The sequence below is a fragment of the Bacillus sp. LQ16 genome (genome assembly GCF_057784645.1).
The window spans coordinates 937,239-954,948 of record NZ_CM173491.1; the positions used below are offsets into that span (position 1 = coordinate 937,239).

Genomic DNA, 17,710 nt, shown 5'->3' on the forward strand with positions numbered 1-17,710 from the left:
TCGCGAGGACTAACAGCTTAATATATTGCCTTTTATTAGGGTGTATAGTCGTATTCAAGTATATACTAATTAATAACAATCAATATAAATAGAATTATTTGAAAGACAGTCAATTATTTTAAGACACGGTAAAAAATTGCTGTAATAAGTTATTAGTATTGCTTTGTTAGAAGAGTAATTTAGGGTTGAGTTACTCCAATTGATAAAAATCCTATACTTTGTCAATATAGTGATTTTATCGTCCATTATTTGTTGTTATTTTGCGTTTGTTGTTTTTACTTGGGCCTCCTTTAAGGAGGCCTTTTTTTTATGGAAAACGGATGAAGTGCATCCTCAGACATTAAAAAAACCTTTCAAAATAGCCATTTTTTATTGGTTATTTTGAAAGGGGTATGTAATACACCGGTTAATTTTTTTTATTGCTGTTAATTGAAGTTTTAATATTTTTTTCGTTCAAAAACTTTTCAATTTCTTTTTGCTTCCTACCATTAACTTTCTCAAAGCGTTTTGTAAAAGAAAAATCGGTTTTGAATAAGTTACCATCTTGGGCAAGTTTGTCTAATTTTTGATCTAGTTCTACGAAAATAGCCGTAGATGAGGACATAAATTCATAGATTTCTTTTGAAGGTTTTTTATAATCATTAGGTAAATTATTATTACTAATAAACTCATGGAAATTCATATCGTTTTGTTTCGCTAAATCAATTAGTTTTTGTAATTTTTCTTGGTCAGATTCCGTGAAATTCTTATCAGAATTTGTTGAAGCGAGAGGGATGATATTTTCAGATAACTCCCAACTATAATCTATATAATTTGTTATATTTTGTTTCATTTCGTCTTCATTAATAGTTTCGTTTTTCTTTGAGGAACTAAATATATTTTCTGGAACTTTAATAGCAACATCTTTAATAGATTGTACATCGTTTTCTTCCTTAGGTTGTGCACTGTTTGAACAAGCTGATAGAAATAAAAGAGTAAGTAGCATGAGTGAATATAAAGTATATTTCTTCATTTTAATCTCCTTTTACATTCATTAGTGTCTTTGTAAAATAGCAATATTCCATTTCAAATACTTTACTAAAAGTGCATATAGATGTTTTACCATTTGATAAGATATGACGGATATGAGTAAACCGACGCAAAAAGCGATGAACACATTATAAACATCGGAATAACTAATTTGATGAAACCCTTTAAAGAATCCTAATCCTATTAATAAAATAGGCGAAATAATTAATACTGGCGTGGCAATGATAAGTGCTAGAAGAATCGGTAATAAAAAGAGTAGTACGAAAAAGGCGATAAAGATAAAGGCAAAGTTTAAAACACTTAAGCTCATAACAGAAAAAAGTGCAATTATCATATTTTTGAAGCTTCGTTTACTGTCAGCATTGCTTATTGCATAGGAAACAGTAAGTTCTTTAGCAATGGTTTTAGGATTTCCTAGCTTTTTAGAAATTTCCTCTTCAGATATTCCATCTTGTTTACCACTAATAAAATGAGTTTCGTACTCCGAGATAATATCCTCCTTTTCTGAATTAGGCATATTCCGTAGGGAAGAACTAAGTTGTTCTAAAAATTCACTCTTGTTCATAACGATCACTTTCCTTTATAAAATGATGAATTATGGCTGAAAATCCTATCTTTTTTCTAAGCAGCACACACAATCTATATCTACTTTTTGAAAGGAGATATACTAATCGTGAATAACATTCCAAATAATGGGTATTACATTATTTACAAATATATCACTTACTATTGTTCTTTGCAAGGTACTATAAATTTGTTAATAATGTAAATAGGTGGAAGTATGTTTGTGCATTTTTAGAAGAGATATAAAAATGTTATTTTAAGATAAACAAAAGGTTGTAAGCGCATTCTTTGAATGTTGTCAAAATAATGTCAAATTCATATTGTTGGAAAAATAATGTATTTGTAATATAATGATAAATATACTTCACCAACTTAATTAACTAGGTGAAATTAAAATCTTTATTACACACATTATGAAATAAAGGGTGATTAGTTTGAGTACAGGTGTAAAAGCAAACGACGTGAAGACAAAAACAAAAGGAGCAGATCTTGTTGTTGATTGTTTAATTAAACAAGGTGTTACACATGTTTTCGGTATTCCAGGAGCAAAGATTGACTCTGTATTTGATGTATTGCAAGAAAGAGGACCAGAGTTAATCGTTTGTCGTCATGAACAAAATGCAGCATTTATGGCAGCTGCTATTGGTAGATTAACAGGGAAACCGGGCGTATGTCTTGTAACTTCAGGACCAGGGACATCAAATTTAGCGACAGGTCTTGTTACTGCGAATGCGGAGAGTGATCCCGTTGTTGCTTTAGCTGGTGCAGTACCGCGTACGGATCGATTAAAACGTACGCATCAATCTATGGATAATGCTGCACTATTCGAACCAATCACAAAATATAGCGTAGAAGTAGAGCATCCTGATAATGTGCCAGAAGCACTTAGTAATGCATTTCGAAGTGCGACTTCCACAAATCCGGGAGCTACTTTAGTAAGTCTTCCGCAAGACGTTATGACTGCGGAAACAACTGTAGAGTCTATCGGTGCGCTTTCTAAGCCACAGCTTGGAATCGCTCCCACAAATGATATTACATATGTAGTAGAAAAAATAAAATCAGCGAAATTACCAGTTATTTTACTCGGTATGAGAGCGAGCACAAATGAAGTGACGAAAGCTGTTCGTAAATTAATTGCGGATACAGAACTTCCTGTCGTTGAAACATATCAAGCAGCTGGTGCGATTTCACGTGAGTTAGAAGATCATTTCTTCGGCCGCGTTGGATTATTCCGTAACCAACCAGGTGATATTTTACTAGAAGAAGCAGACCTTGTGATTTCTATCGGTTATGATCCAATCGAGTATGATCCAAAGTTCTGGAATAAACTTGGCGACAGAACGATTATTCATCTTGACGACCATCAAGCAGATATCGACCATGATTACCAACCAGAGCGTGAATTAATTGGTGATATTGCCTTAACGGTAAATAGCATCGCGGAGAAATTACCGAAACTTGTATTAAGTACGAAATCAGAAGCGGTATTAGAACGATTACGCGCAAAATTATCAGAACAAGCAGAAGTTCCAAATCGTCCTTCAGAAGGTGTTACGCATCCACTTCAAGTGATTCGTACACTTCGTTCTTTAATTAGTGACGATACAACCGTTACATGTGACATCGGTTCCCATTCTATTTGGATGGCGAGATGTTTCCGTTCTTATGAACCACGTAGATTATTATTTAGTAACGGTATGCAAACGCTAGGTGTTGCACTTCCTTGGGCAATCGCAGCTACTTTAGTAGAACCAGGTAAAAAAGTAGTTTCCGTATCAGGTGACGGTGGTTTCTTATTCTCTGCGATGGAGTTAGAAACGGCGGTACGTTTAAATTCTCCAATCGTCCATCTTGTTTGGAGAGACGGCACATATGATATGGTTGCATTCCAACAAATGATGAAATACGGCAGAACATCAGCTACAGAGTTTGGCGATGTTGATCTTGTGAAATATGCGGAAAGTTTCGGGGCGTTAGGTCTTCGTGTTAACACGCCTGATGAATTAGAAGGTGTGTTAAAATCCGCGCTAGCAGCAGATGGTCCTGTCATTATTGATATTCCAATTGACTATCGTGACAACATTAAATTAAGCGAAAAATTATTACCAAACCAATTAAACTAATGGAGGCAGATTTGAGATGACTGTTGCGCAATTAATTGATATTGATGCGAAAAAAACGAAAACGAGTAATGAAGTATATCAAACATCTACAATGCTTGCGCTATTAGATGGTATATATGATGGTGTAATTAGCTTTGAAGATTTGAAAAAACATGGTGATTTCGGCATCGGCACATTTGATCAATTAGATGGTGAAATGATTGCATTTGATAATGAATTTTATCATTTACGTTCAGACGGTTCAGCAGAAAAAGTAGAGCCAGAAGAAACAACGCCATTTGCGACTGTAACGTTTTTTGAAAAAGAAATGAGTTATACGGTAGAGCGTCCGATGAATCGTGAAGAAGTTGAAGCGTTATTACATGAATTAATGCCAAGTAAAAACTTGTTTTACGGTATTCGAATGGACGGTACGTTCCGTGAAGTAAGGACGAGAACTGTTCCAAGACAAGAAAAACCGTATACACCGCTCGTTGAAGTGACGAAATCACAACCAATCTTTTCATTTGAAAATACAGAAGGTACGCTTGCTGGATTTTGGACACCAGATTATGCGCAAGGTATTGGGGTAGCTGGATTCCACTTACATTACATTGATGATGAAAGAAGCGGGGGCGGACATGTTTTCGACTATGTTATAGAAAACTGTACCATCCAAATTTGTCAAAAAGCTCATATGCATTTAGCACTTCCAGAAACAGCTGATTTTATGGCGGCTGAATTATCAAGAGAAAATTTAGAGGATAATATTGCAACTGCGGAAGGTGCAGAGTAAGAGGGAAAGACTGTTCCATTTTGGAACAGTCTTCTTTTATTCGTAATGTTATTATTTGTCGATAAATCGATATTTCTTGTCGAACCGTTGATATATTGTAAGTTACGATAGATATATTTGAAAAATTGTTGATATCGCTTATTTTTTTGAAACAAACGGATGTCCCTCATAATAAAAACGCCACGGATAGTGTACAGCTTCTTCTGCATAGTCGATATTAATACGAGGTCCTGCTGTTATTTTATATTGTGATGATATGTGTTCTTCTTTTAGAACTAATTCAATATGTAACGTATCACTTTGTAACGATACACCGCGTTCTTTTAAAGTGATGCCAAGTGCACGGCATAGTTTGCCAGGACCGTTCGTTAAATTTTTGTACTGCGCTTTTGTAATTTCGGTCTTATTGTAGCGCGCTAGTTTTATTTCTTCTATTCCATCTACCGGCTCAAGAGCTCGAATGAGAACACCTTGTGGGGTGCAAACTGGTGCTGTAATAACGTTAAAACAATGATACATACCGTAAATTAAATATACGTAAGCATGCCCTGGTGCGCCAAACATGACTTCTGTGCGGTCTGTCCGTCTGCCGCCGTAACTATGTGCGGCCTTATCATCTGGGCCTTTATATGCTTCTACTTCTACAATGATTCCGCTTCGCTTTATTCCGTCTACAATATGAACGAGTTTTTGCCCGAGTAATTTTTTTGCTACTTCTAACGTATCGCCTTCATAAAAGGAAGGAGGTGCCTGCATTGTACTATCTCCTTTACTAAGTGTATATGTATATAGTAAACCAAATTTTCAGTAGTAATTCTAACTCGTTCTATTTATCGGGTGTATTTCATAAATTATGGATAGAGTACAACAGCGAAGAGGGGGAGTGCGACATGATTTATCGCTTACTAGCTCTTAATATAGATGGGACACTACTATACAACAATGGAAAAATTGCAAAAGGATTAAGAGAAACAATTGAATTTGTGAAAAGAAAAGATGTATACGTTACGTTATTTACGAGCCGTAATTTTCAATCGGCTCATAAAGTAGCAAAGGCGTTAAAATTAGATTCTATATTAGTGACACATGGTGGTGCTTTCGTTTCAGCAACGTTAGATAAGCCGTACGTTCAAAGAAGATTATCTGAAGAGAAGACTTTTAACATTGTGCAAGTGTTAGAGCACTTTGATTGTAACGTACGTATTTCTCATGAACGGTTTTCGATAGGAAATCGTGAGAGAAATACACCAAACTTAATTGCGCGCACTGTATTATCAAGCGCAGATCCGTTATTTTATCCAGTTCAATTTGTAGATTCGTTAGGTGACGCGCTTCGTGACCATCCGGTAGCGGCGCCAAAAATTGATGTTCTTTTCCAAACTAAGGGTGAAAAAGAAAGAGGGCTGAACACATTAAGAAAAGCATTCCAAGATGTAGAGTATGTTGAATGTGATTCAAAACGAATAGAAATCTTGCCGCAAAATGTATCAAAGTTACGCGGATTACAATTGCTTGGAGAGCATTTAAATATTTCGCTAAATGAAATGGTTGCGATTGGAGATAGTATGGAAGATTTAGAGGTTATTGAAAACGTGGGACTTGGTGTAGCGATGGGGAACGCACCTGTAGAGTTAAAGCAAGCAGCAGATTGGATTACACGTTCAAATAGTGAGAACGGTGTAGAGTACATGATTAAAGAGCATTTCCGTAAGCAATTCCCGCTTCCGTTTTTGAAGAATCATAAAAATACACCGAAACGATGAAAGAAAAACGTAGCTTTTTGGCTACGTTTTTTTTGTTGAGATTATTAAAAGGAATGAAAACGTTTTAAAATGTGAATTGTGTATGAAATGTATACAATTCACTTGAATCCTTTAGAAAACTAATGTAAAGTGAATGATGTTGTCAAAATAGTTACACCACATGAAATATTCTTCAGATTAATTTTATTGGGCTCCCATACGTAAAAGTATTTCCGCATGACAGTTTAGTTCACGTATTATTTCAAAAATGAATTGTAGTAATTTTATTAAGTAGTTGTAGCGTTCCTTTGTTGTATTTAAATGGATTATTTTAAGTTAATGTGAGTAAGACCTGGTACATATGAAATGTGCTTCTTTTTGTGATTTTAGGAAGTTTAAAAGGGGGAATGAATTTCTTGAGGAAATCATTTAATCAAAAAATTAAAAAGTTAAGTAGTAGTTTAATAGTTGTATTACTAATATGTATGAATTTTTTAATCCATTTACCATTTAAAGCAGAGGCAGCTACAACAGAATTAAAAGGTTTAGGTGATGTATCTTATTACAACGCCATCATTTTTGGAGATCATAGTGCAACGAGTGCGGATATTGAAGGTGCGATGGCTGTTGAGAAAAATATGAACGCATCAAGTTATACAGTCGTAGCGGCTGCAACTGGAGCAAATAACTTAGCTGGAGCAACTTGGGTAGATGAAGGATATCCATCATTATTACTAGGCGGTCAATTTACGAAAGCGGGAGCAGGACAAGTAATTATTCAAGATGGAACAGTGGCGATGACAAAAGACGGTGACCCAGATGGCGCAATGAAAACATCATATGACCGTATCTCTTATAAAGAGCAAGCGGAGATTGATGCTAAGTTTAAAGAATTTAGAAAAGACGTTGATGGTGTAATTGGGGATGCAAGTAAACTACACACTGATAAGCCAAAACCTAATATGAGCTTTGGAATCGGTGAAGATGTAAACAACCCTAACATTTATGTCTCTTCAGGCCAGACGGGAAAGAAAGCATTCGATGTAAAAGACGTTTTTCTTCCGAATGTAGAGAATAAAGACTTTATTGTTATTTATTCAGATGCAGAAGAAGTGAGTTTTGGTGGCGGTGCAATTTTGTATGATACAAGAAATACTGGGATGGCGACGGATTTAATTAATACATCTCAAGCATACGACCCTAATTCATCTTTTACTGAGTTAGCTAGTAAAGTAATTTGGGTATTTCCTAATGCTACAAAGATAACAACTAAAGGTTATGGTGTAGTAGGTAGTGTGTTTGCACCTAATGCAGTTGTAGAAACAAAAGGTGGTTCTATTAATGGACAAGCCTATGTTGGAGGATTACACCAAAGAGATGGTTTTGAGGTTCATAACTTTAAATTTAACTGGCCAAAGTGGAATAAACCAGCAGCCGAAAAAGGAAATTTACAAATTAAAAAAGTTGATGAAAACGATGAAAACATTGTTTTAAAAGACGCAAAATTTGATGTTATAGACAAAGATAATAACGTTGTGGCTACTGTTACAACAAACGAAAAGGGTATTGCGGAAGTTAAAGATTTACCACTTGGTGACTATTTTGTAAAAGAAATAAATGCACCAGAAGGATATATAAAAGTTGATACACCAGTCAAAGTAACAATTGATAATACAAACGTAATTGAACTTGTTATGAAGAATACGAAAAAAGTAGAGAATGGCCAATTTAAATTATTGAAAAAAGATAGTGAATCTGGTCAACTTCTACCAGGTGCAAAATTTGATGTTATCGATAAAGATGGGAAAGTTGTGGAAACAATTGTTACAGATGATAAAGGTGAAGCCTTATCGAAACAACTTCCAGTTGGAAGCTATACATTAAAAGAAGTAGAAGCACCGAAAGGATATGAATTATCATCTAGTTCAGTTTCTGTTGATGTAGAGGCTAATAAAGTATTGACTGTAGATGTGGTGAATAAAAAGATCTCCGAAAAAGTAACAGGTCAATTTGAAATTGTGAAAGTAGATGCGGAAGATAAAACGAAAGTATTATCAGATGCAGAATTCGAAGTATATAAAGATGGTAAAAAAGTAGATACGTTACGAACAGATAAAACTGGTAAAGTAGTTTCTCAGAAATTAGAACCAGGAAAGTACACATTAAAAGAAACGAAAGCACCACAAGGATATAAATTGCTAAAAGAAGAAATTGAAGTCGTTGTGGAAGCAGACAAAGTAGTAGAAGTACAAATAGAAAACGCAAAAGAACTAGGAAGCTTACAAGTAATCAAAAAGGATGCAGAGAGTGGAAAAGTTCTAGCAGGTGCAGAATTTAAACTAAAAAATGAAGCTGGTCAAGTAGTTGGAGAAGCGAAAACAACGAATAAAGACGGTGTTGTGAAATTCGAAAACTTAGTGCCAGGAAAGTACACGTTAGAGGAAACGAAAGCGCCGGAAGGTTATAAAGCGCTAGAAGTGACAGTAGAAGTGAACGTTGTAGCGAACGAAGTAGTAAAACGAGAAGTTACGAATGAAAAAGTAATGGGTCAATTCGAAATCGTGAAAGTAGATGCGGAAGATAAAACGAAAGTATTATCAGATGCAGAATTCGAAGTGTATAAAGATGGTAAAAAAGTAGATACGTTACGAACAGATAAAACTGGTAAAGTAGTTTCTCAGAAATTAGAACCAGGAAAGTACACATTAAAAGAAACGAAAGCACCACAAGGATATAAATTGCTAAAAGAAGAAATTGAAGTCGTTGTGGAAGCAGACAAAGTAGTAGAAGTACAAATAGAAAACGCAAAAGAACTAGGAAGCTTACAAGTAATCAAAAAGGATGCAGAGAGTGGAAAAGTTCTAGCAGGTGCAGAATTTAAACTAAAAAATGAAGCTGGTCAAGTAGTTGGAGAAGCGAAAACAACGAATAAAGACGGTGTTGTGAAATTCGAAAACGTAGTGCCAGGAAAGTACACGTTAGAGGAAACGAAAGCGCCGGAAGGTTATAAGGCGTTAGAAGTAACAGTAGAAGTAAACGTTGTAGCGAACGAAGTAGTAAAACAAGAAGTTACGAATGAAAAAGTAACGGGTCAATTTGAAATCGTGAAAGTAGATGCGAATGATAAAACGAAATTGTTATCAGGTGCAGAATTCGAAGTGTATAAAGATGGTAAAAAGGTAGCGGAACTGAAAACAGATGAGAGTGGAAAAGTGATGTCACCAAAATTACCGCTAGGTGAATACACAGTGAAAGAAACGAAAGCACCAGCGGGCTACAAGCTTTCAAATAAAGAATGGAAAGTAACAATTCAAAACGAGAAAGAAGTAGTAAAAGTAGAGGCAGAAAACGAAATAATCTTAGGTTCTCTACAAATTATTAAAATGGATGATAAAGATCAAACGAAACGCTTAGCAGGCGCAGAATTTACATTGAAAGATGCGAAAGGAAATGTTGTAAAAGAAGGAATTACAACAGATAAGTCTGGAACGGTTAAGGTAGACGGACTTGTGCCAGGTGAATATACGTTAGAAGAAACAAAAGCACCAGAAGGTTATGAGTTAACAAAACAAATAATTCATGTAACAGTTGACGGTGAAAAAGTTATTGATGTAAAAGTAACGAACGGTAAGAGCCTTGGTCAATTCGAAATCGTAAAAGTAGATTCTCAAGATAAAACGAAAGTATTATCAGACGCAGAATTCGAAGTGTATAAGGATGGTAAAAAAGTAGATACGTTACGAACAGATAAAACTGGTAAAGTAATTTCTCAGAAATTAGAGCCAGGAACATACAAATTAAAAGAAACGAAAGCACCACAAGGATATAAGTTGTTAAAAGAAGAAATTGAAGTCGTTGTGGAAGCAGACAAAGTAGTAGAAGTACAAATAGAAAACGCAAAAGAACTAGGAAGCTTACAAGTAGTCAAAAAAGATGCGGAGAGCGGAAAAGTTCTAGCGGGTGCAGAATTTAAATTAAAGAACGAAGCTGGTCAAGTAGTTGGAGAAGCGAAAACAACGAATAAAGACGGCGTTGTGAAATTCGAAAGCTTAGTGCCAGGAAAGTATACGTTAGAGGAAACGAAAGCGCCGGAAGGTTATAAAGCGTTAGAAGTAAGATTAGAAGTAAATGTTGTAGCAAATGAAGTAGTAAAACAAGAGGTTATGAATGAAAAAGTGAAAGAAGAAATTACAGGTCAATTAGAAATTACAAAGGTAGATGCTAATAATACAAATAAAACATTAGCAGGCGCAGTGTTTGAAATTTGGAAAGACGGAACAAAAATTGACACATTAACAACAAATAAGAGCGGTAAAGCGACTTCTAAGAAGTTAGTAGAACCAGGAGATTACACTTTAAAAGAAATCCAAGCGCCAGAAGGATATACTTTATCCGATAAGGAAATGAAATTTACGATTTCTAATGAAAAAATTGAAGTTGTAAAGCTTCAAATTACAAATAAAAAAGATACAGAAAAAGGGCCAGAAAAACCAGGTGAAGGAACAGAAAAGCCAGGTGAGGGAGTAGAAAAACCTAATTTACCAGAAAAAGGACAAGGTTCTTCTAATAATCAACAACTTCCAGCTACAGGACACAATACGAATTATGTTCCATTCATCGGTTTTATGCTTCTGTTACTAGGAATACGTTTAAGATTCATGGCTAAAAATAGTTAAAAGATGTATAAAAGGCATCAGAGATTATACAATCTCTGATGCCTTTTAAATTAATACAGATAAATATTTTAAGCTTCAATTACGCTAAGCATTCTGTTTATAAATGCAGCTGCGTGTGCACGTTGTGATGGTCCTTTTGGTACGAATTGATTAAATTCATTACCTTTTACAATTCCATATCCATACACTCTTTGTACTTCTTCTTTAGCGTAAATTAAGTTTTGGTCTACGAATGGTAGTTCAACTTGTTTTGCAAAAATACCAGCGTGTTTTAGAGAACGATCAATCATAATAACAGCTTCTTCGCGTGTAATTGTAGTATTTGGATCAAATGTATTATCACCACGTCCGCGGATTATGCCTGCGCTTGCTGCACGATTAATACCGTCTCTTAAAGATGGGTGTACTTGTTCTAAGTCTGTGAACTTAGCATTTCCACTTGGTAATTGTAAAGCACGAGTAATTAGTGTAGCAAATTCAGCACGCGTTACAAGACGTTCTGGGAAGTACTTGCCGTTCCCTTCTCCTTGCATAATGCCTCTAGCTGCTAATTGACGAATGTCTTGTTCATACCATCCACCTGTAATGTCATCAGTTACGGGATTTTTTTGGTTTTCCTTATAGTATGTTTCAGTTCCTTTTAAGAAAGCATTCCATTGTCCGCGTTGAATCATAAACGCAGGGCAGTTTTTTCCTGACCAAAATTGATGTTTTTGGACCTTATCTAGAGAAATATTTAAGTCGTTCATTAAATAAGCTGCCAATTTACGGGCATTTTCTACCGCTTTTTCATAGTTTCCATCTTGATTAACGGCAATTTCAATTCCGATAGATTCATAGTTTCCAGTTTTATTTCCAGCATGCCATCCAACTTCATTTACCGGAAGATGTTGATAAATTTCTTTATCATCTACTGTGAAATGCCAAGATGCGGCGCGATCAGCTGTTCCGCGTGCTTGGTTATCTAAGAATTTTGCATGATTTAGAGCATTAGCACCTTTCGCTGTATTAGCCGTTTCGTGAATCGTAATATATTTAGGTACCATCGGGTAGCCAGGGCGAATATCGTCATTTCCTTTTGGGACAATCATTTCTTTAAATGTAACGCCATAAATATTGTTTGTTTGTAGAGCTTCCGGAGCTCTCAATAAACTATTTTTAGCAGTACGACTGTTTTTTAGTAATGAAGCTTTTGTACCTTCAAATGTAGCAGAAGGTGCATAAATCCATTTTGCTGTTTCGTTTATTTGGACTTTAAACCAATTTCCAGCTTGTTCAGTAGGAGTAATGACTTGTGGTTGTAGTTTCCCTTCTTCTTTAAACGATTGGAACGGAAGGGCATGTATGGAAGCTTCTTCTTTTACGATTAATTTTTGGTTAGATAGTTTATGAATCTCTTGAACTTCTAAGCTATTATCATTGTTATCTATCCATCCAGCGCCAGTTGGCGTCGTTATGTAGTAAGCATTTCCTTTTTTCTTTGTCGCCGTTACGACTTGTTCTGTAATCTCGATATTCGATTTGTTTTTTAAATCATTCGCGGTATATAATGAATGTTTTTTTGAAGTGTATAGTAGGAATTGGCCAGTAACCTCGATATCTTCTTCATGAGTACTATGCTCATTAACATGCTCTTTAATACTTTTAAAAACTTGATCCTCCGTATATACTTCGGCGGATTTTTCAGCACTCTCTGCAAATGAATAAGTAGGTGCAAGAACAGTTTGTAATGCAAGAGAGAGAGTTAAAACACTATAAAATTTCTTTTTCATATTTTTTTTAACACATTAGATTATGGAATCTAGTGTTAACATTCCTCCTTTTTATATTGTATTTTCGCTATGTAACGATTTTTTGTACTAATAAATTTTAACAAGAGAAAATCATGATGTCTATATACATGAGCGATATTCATAAAAAGAATTATTTGAAAAAGTGTAAGAGAAACAGGTAAAACCTTCTGTATTGACCTGTAAACGCCCTTCAAGTAAACTAAAGAGAGTTTGCAAATGAAAAGGTGATAATGTGTTAATTTCAATTAAAACGTTACAAGATGATCGTTTTTTACGTCCGCTACAAAATATTGGCGGCTTATTTTTTGAAGATAGTACGATTGGATTTGAACAAGAGGAAGCGAATCTGATCGTTGATATACACATTGAGGATAATGTGAAAGCATCCGCTCGATTAACGGATGTTAGCACAGGAAATGTGTATGAAGAAACATTCTCGAAAGATTTATCTGCTTTCACAGATGAAAAAGAGCGTATGAAGCAAGTGAAGCACGTTGTTTCTTATGTATATCTTTCTGTTCTTCAGCAGTTAACTGGACTTGAACAAAGCTGGGGTATTTTAACGGGAGTACGTCCGACGAAACTTCTTCATAAAATGCTTCAAAATGGTATGTCAAAAGAAGAAGCGCATCAAGAACTTCGTGAAAGTTATTTAATTCATGAAGAGAAAATTGAACTTCTTCAGCGTATTGTTGATTGCCAATTAGCAGTTGTTCCGGATTTATACCGTTTGAAAGAAGAAGTAAGTATTTATATCGGTATTCCGTTTTGCCCAACGAAATGTGCATACTGTACATTCCCGGCTTATGCGATTAATGGACGCCAAGGGTCTGTTGATTCGTTCTTAGGTGGTTTACATTATGAAGTTCGTGAAATTGGTAAGTTTTTAAAAGAAAAAGGTGTGAAAGTTACGACGATTTATTATGGCGGGGGTACACCTACAAGTATTACAGCAGAAGAGATGGATATGCTGTATGAAGAAATGTACGAAGCGTTCCCAGACGTGAAAAATGTACGTGAAGTAACAGTTGAGGCAGGTCGTCCAGATACGATCACGCCAGCAAAGCTAGAAGTGTTAAATAAATGGAACATTGACCGTATTAGTATTAATCCGCAGTCATATCATCAAGAGACACTAAAAGCAATTGGACGTCATCATACTGTAGAAGAAACAATTGAGAAATACCATTTAGCTCGTGAAATGGGAATGAACAATATTAATATGGACTTAATTATTGGTCTTCCTGGTGAAGGGTTAGATATCTTCAAGCATACGTTAGATGAAACAGAAAAGTTAATGCCAGAATCATTAACAGTTCATACGTTATCATTTAAACGTGCTTCTGAAATGACGCAAAACAAACGTAAATATAAAGTAGCAGGTCGCGAAGAAATTACAGCGATGATGCACGAAGCAGAAGAGTGGACGCAAAAGCATAATTACGTACCATATTACCTATATCGTCAAAAGAATATTTTAGGTAACTTAGAGAACGTTGGTTATGCAATGCCGACGCAAGAAAGTATTTACAACATTGTCATTATGGAAGAAGTACAATCAATTATCGGACTTGGTTGCGGTGCATCAAGTAAATTTGTTCATCCGAAGACGGGGGCAATTACGCACTTCGCGAATCCGAAAGATCCAAAATCATATAACGATGGCTTTGTAAAATATACAGAAGATAAACTGAAAATTTTAGAAGAGCTATTCGCATAAGAAGAAAGAGGTTGTTCCGAGTCGGAACAACCTCTTTCTTCTTATGCAGTAACGGGGGGGCGATTATATCTTGTCAGTTTTGTCGGTAAGTCGATATATTCGAAAAATCGCCGGTATAATTTCATTCACCGTTTAGCGGTACCGTATGTAAAACTATGTCGATAATAATCAGAAAAATTAGTCAAATCATTAGAGGACAATGTCTACTTATGGACGAAATGATAGATTTATGAAAGAGAAAAGGGGGAAATTGTTGGCATGTATATGACGATAGGGAGAATTTTTGATTTATCAGTTGGTAAGTATCCAAATAAAGAGGCGTTAGTGGAACCTGAAAAAAATATTCGCTGGACATATAAACAGTGGGATGAACAAATAAATAAAACGGCACACGCTTTATTAGAAGACGGAGTAAGGAAGGGAGATACAGTATCTGTTTACTTATATAACTGCCATGAATTTGTAAACGTTTACTTAGCTTGTGCGAAAATTGGCGCGATTTTTAACCCGATTAACTTCCGCTTAAAGGCGAAAGAAGTATCTTATATTCTTCAGGACGCATCCTCGAAAGTCGTTGTCTTTGAAAAAGCAGTTGAGTCAACTGTTGCTATAATTGAAAGAGATTTTCCAAATACATCTTTTTGGTCTATAGAAAACGACAAACCTTCCTATGCAAGTTCCTACCATGAAAAAGTGAATGCAGCATCTTCTGAGAAAGTAAATATCGAAATTGATGAAATGGATTATTGTTCTATGCTGTATACGAGCGGTACGACAGGTCATCCGAAAGGCGTGTTACATCGTCATCGTGAAATGGCTGAGCATAGTATGATTTGTACGTATTTCCTAAAATATAATAGAGATAGTGTAGGGCTTGTCGTTGCGCCTTTATATCACTGTGGTGAATTAAATGCTGGAATCATACCACGCATTCAAGTTGGCGGAAAGAATGTTATTTTGCATCATTTTGATACAGAAACAGTATTACATATGATTCAAGAAGAAAAGATTACGACGTTCTTTGCAGCGCCGACGATGTGGAATATGTTGTTGCAAAAAGATTTAACTCAGTATGATTTAACTTCAATGAAAATCGGTATATATGGCGGAGCGGCAATGGCACCGGCGTTAGTGAAGGAATGTAAAGAACGTCTTTATATTGACCTTGTTCAAATATACGGAATGACAGAAATGGGACCAGTTGTGGCGTTTCTCGTAGAGGAGGATCAAATTACGAAAGCTGGTTCAGCAGGCACGCCATGCTTTAGTCATGAAGTTCGTATTGTGAAACCGAACGAGGATGCACCGGCAGAACCAGATGATGTATTACCTCCTTATGAAGTAGGAGAAATTATTTTACGCGGCCCAACTATGATGGCTGGCTATCATAATCGCGAAGAGGCGAATAAAAAATCGATGTATAAAGGATGGTATCATTCTGGTGATTTAGGATACTTTGATAAAGATGGTTATTTATTCGTTGCAGATCGTGTTGATGATATGGTAATTAGCGGTGGCGTAAATATTTACCCTCGTGAAATTGAAGATTTCCTTCATAGTCATCCCGGTATATTAGATGTGGCGGTACTTGGTGAGCCAGATGAATTATGGGGAGAGCGTGTTGTGGCAGTTATTGTGAAGAAAGATGAAACAATAACAGAAGCTGATTTAGAAACGTATTGCAAAGAAAGTGACGAATTAGCAGATTATAAGCGTCCGCGTCATTATTTATTTGTAGATGAACTTCCGCGTAATGCGAGCGGGAAGTTGCAGAAGTTTGTGCTGAGGGAGTCACTGAAAGGTGCGAAAAAATAGAAAATGAAGGATGCCCCATATCTATGGGGTATCCTTCATTTTTCTGTATTAAACAGAAGAAACAATATCTTTTTTAATTCTCATTTCTTCTTGGTGAAGGTTAATTAGCGCATTTGAAATAAGGTGGAAAAACAAAATGGATGTAATGTCCAAAAAGAAAAGACACCTTAAGGTGCCTCTCTCCGACTTGAACCATTTCATTTCATACGAATCGGAATCTATCCGTATTACCATTACCCCTTTGTTATGAGTGTAAGCACACACTATAAAGCAGAATCGTCTATATACACTAGATTGTTAGTTCACAAAAGACAAGAGATTTGAGATCAATATCGAAGTGACGCCACATCCCCTATAATAATTGATATGTTACGCCTTTTAAAAGAATCTGCTTTATAGAACGTGCCCACAAGTTATATTTTACTACATGTAATATTCATTTAGTGTATTTTTTAATGAATATGTATAATTACATAAACTGTATGAAAAAAAGAGAGTATACTCTAACATTTTGTAATAAAGATAAAGCCCGCTTACGGAATAGTGGGCTTTTCTTACTTTTTATAGATATTTATTCCAATTATATTATCAGATGAATCTAAACGAATATAAACGTCAGCTGATAAAAGGTGTGCATTATATATTCGTTGTTTATATGTTGATATCTCGAAGCGTTTTCCATTTAATTCACATTCTAGAATAATCATATCGCCATGTTCTTTCCAATTTATTAATTTAGCAGTTGTATTCATATAAACCTCCTCTGAATCATTTTATGAAAATTAATAGAGTTAGTGTGAGAAAGGAGTTTATATAACAAAAAAAGACACCTTAAGTGTCTTTTTTTGATTACTATAAAAGTCGTTGAATGAAATAGGTTTCTATTTTTATTTACGTGAAAACCCTTCTTCATCAAGGTATTCCGCAGCTTCTGGATAAGAGTTGAATGTACCGTCTAAGTTTACACCAGCGTACACGTTCCACATGTCATCCTCTGAAATAAGAGTAAGAATATGACCATCTTCGTTCTGCCATTCTTCTTCTTTCGCAGGTTCTACAGGTGCTACTACTTCTTCTTGTGATAGAAGGTCAATTGATTTCTCAATTACTGAACGTAACTCTTCTGCTGAAAACTCACGGATGTTAACCATACCCTTATCATCCGTTTTGTAACCTTTAATACCGCTTGCATACACAAATCCATTTCCATTTGGGTGTAAATGAAATACAACGTTCTTTTTATCTAAACGACTTTCTTCAAAGTGGAAGTTTACACGTTTTAATGATACGTTCTTTCTTTCTAGTTCTGGGAAAGATTCAATAATCGATAATTTTTCTTCAAAAGTTAGCATAGTGCCTCCAAGTATATAGTAAAAGATTTAATTTGTTCATTATAGCATAGTTGCAATTGTTTCCAAAGATAAGGGGGAAACTTTTCATTGAATACGTTTACGTCACGAGAATGTAAAAAGT

At 35.4% G+C, this 17,710-nt stretch carries 12 protein-coding genes; 6 read left to right on the forward strand and 6 right to left on the reverse strand.

Annotated features, from left to right (window positions below; translation table 11 throughout):
• Positions 1 to 406: 406 nt before the first annotated feature.
• Together AC3EMB_RS04730 and AC3EMB_RS04735 are read right to left on the reverse strand one after the other, a co-directional pair.
• Complete coding sequence (locus tag AC3EMB_RS04730; protein WP_488517519.1) at positions 407 to 1,012, reverse strand: NDxxF motif lipoprotein; 606 nt, start codon at positions 1,010 to 1,012, stop codon at positions 407 to 409.
• Positions 1,013 to 1,033: 21 nt separating this feature from the next.
• Positions 1,034 to 1,594, reverse strand: coding sequence for an HAAS signaling domain-containing protein (locus AC3EMB_RS04735; protein WP_023521266.1), 561 nt, complete (start codon positions 1,592 to 1,594; stop codon positions 1,034 to 1,036).
• A 433-nt stretch (positions 1,595 to 2,027) separates the two neighbouring features.
• Here AC3EMB_RS04735 and alsS point away from each other — a divergent pair, with 433 nt between their 5' ends.
• Together alsS and alsD are read left to right on the forward strand one after the other, a co-directional pair.
• Positions 2,028 to 3,716, forward strand: coding sequence for an acetolactate synthase AlsS (alsS, locus tag AC3EMB_RS04740; RefSeq protein ID WP_000103533.1), 1,689 nt, complete (start codon positions 2,028 to 2,030; stop codon positions 3,714 to 3,716).
• Between the two features lie 16 nt (positions 3,717 to 3,732).
• Complete coding sequence (gene alsD / locus AC3EMB_RS04745) at positions 3,733 to 4,491, forward strand: alpha-acetolactate decarboxylase (protein WP_000215024.1); 759 nt, start codon at positions 3,733 to 3,735, stop codon at positions 4,489 to 4,491.
• Between the two features lie 138 nt (positions 4,492 to 4,629).
• On the opposite strand, the gene AC3EMB_RS04750 is transcribed toward alsD, so the two are convergent.
• Positions 4,630 to 5,247 carry a DNA-3-methyladenine glycosylase gene (locus tag AC3EMB_RS04750; protein ID WP_488517520.1) on the reverse strand — a complete coding sequence of 206 codons (618 nt, stop codon included), beginning with the start codon at positions 5,245 to 5,247 and terminating at the stop codon, positions 4,630 to 4,632.
• Between the two features lie 134 nt (positions 5,248 to 5,381).
• On the opposite strand from AC3EMB_RS04750, the gene AC3EMB_RS04755 reads away from it, so the two are divergent.
• Entirely contained in the window at positions 5,382 to 6,254 is an 873-nt protein-coding gene (locus AC3EMB_RS04755; protein ID WP_000640430.1) for a Cof-type HAD-IIB family hydrolase, read from the forward strand.
• A gap of 395 nt (positions 6,255 to 6,649) precedes the next feature.
• The gene (locus AC3EMB_RS04760; RefSeq protein WP_488517521.1) at positions 6,650 to 10,909 is read left to right on the forward strand and encodes an MSCRAMM family protein; all 4,260 of its coding nucleotides are present in this window, start codon (positions 6,650 to 6,652) and stop codon (positions 10,907 to 10,909) included.
• Between the two features lie 68 nt (positions 10,910 to 10,977).
• Here the strand turns inward: AC3EMB_RS04760 and AC3EMB_RS04765 are convergent, their stop codons facing one another.
• Entirely contained in the window at positions 10,978 to 12,681 is a 1,704-nt protein-coding gene (locus AC3EMB_RS04765; RefSeq protein WP_000726527.1) for an S-layer homology domain-containing protein, read from the reverse strand.
• Between the two features lie 253 nt (positions 12,682 to 12,934).
• Between AC3EMB_RS04765 and AC3EMB_RS04770 the strand changes: the two genes are divergently transcribed.
• Positions 12,935 to 14,422 carry a coproporphyrinogen III oxidase gene (locus AC3EMB_RS04770; protein ID WP_000908776.1) on the forward strand — a complete coding sequence of 496 codons (1,488 nt, stop codon included), beginning with the start codon at positions 12,935 to 12,937 and terminating at the stop codon, positions 14,420 to 14,422.
• A gap of 258 nt (positions 14,423 to 14,680) precedes the next feature.
• On the forward strand, positions 14,681 to 16,237 hold the full coding sequence (locus AC3EMB_RS04775; RefSeq protein ID WP_064532636.1) for a fatty acid--CoA ligase: 1,557 nt from the start codon (positions 14,681 to 14,683) through the stop codon (positions 16,235 to 16,237).
• A gap of 554 nt (positions 16,238 to 16,791) precedes the next feature.
• Here AC3EMB_RS04775 and AC3EMB_RS04780 read toward each other — a convergent pair.
• Positions 16,792 to 16,989 (reverse strand): hypothetical protein, encoded by a 198-nt coding sequence (locus AC3EMB_RS04780; protein WP_001098258.1) that lies wholly within the window; start codon positions 16,987 to 16,989, stop codon positions 16,792 to 16,794.
• 135 nt (positions 16,990 to 17,124) lie between these two features.
• Positions 17,125 to 17,589, reverse strand: a complete 465-nt coding sequence (locus tag AC3EMB_RS04785; protein WP_000954998.1) for a hypothetical protein — start codon at positions 17,587 to 17,589, stop codon at positions 17,125 to 17,127.
• Between the last annotated feature and the right edge of the window lie 121 nt (positions 17,590 to 17,710).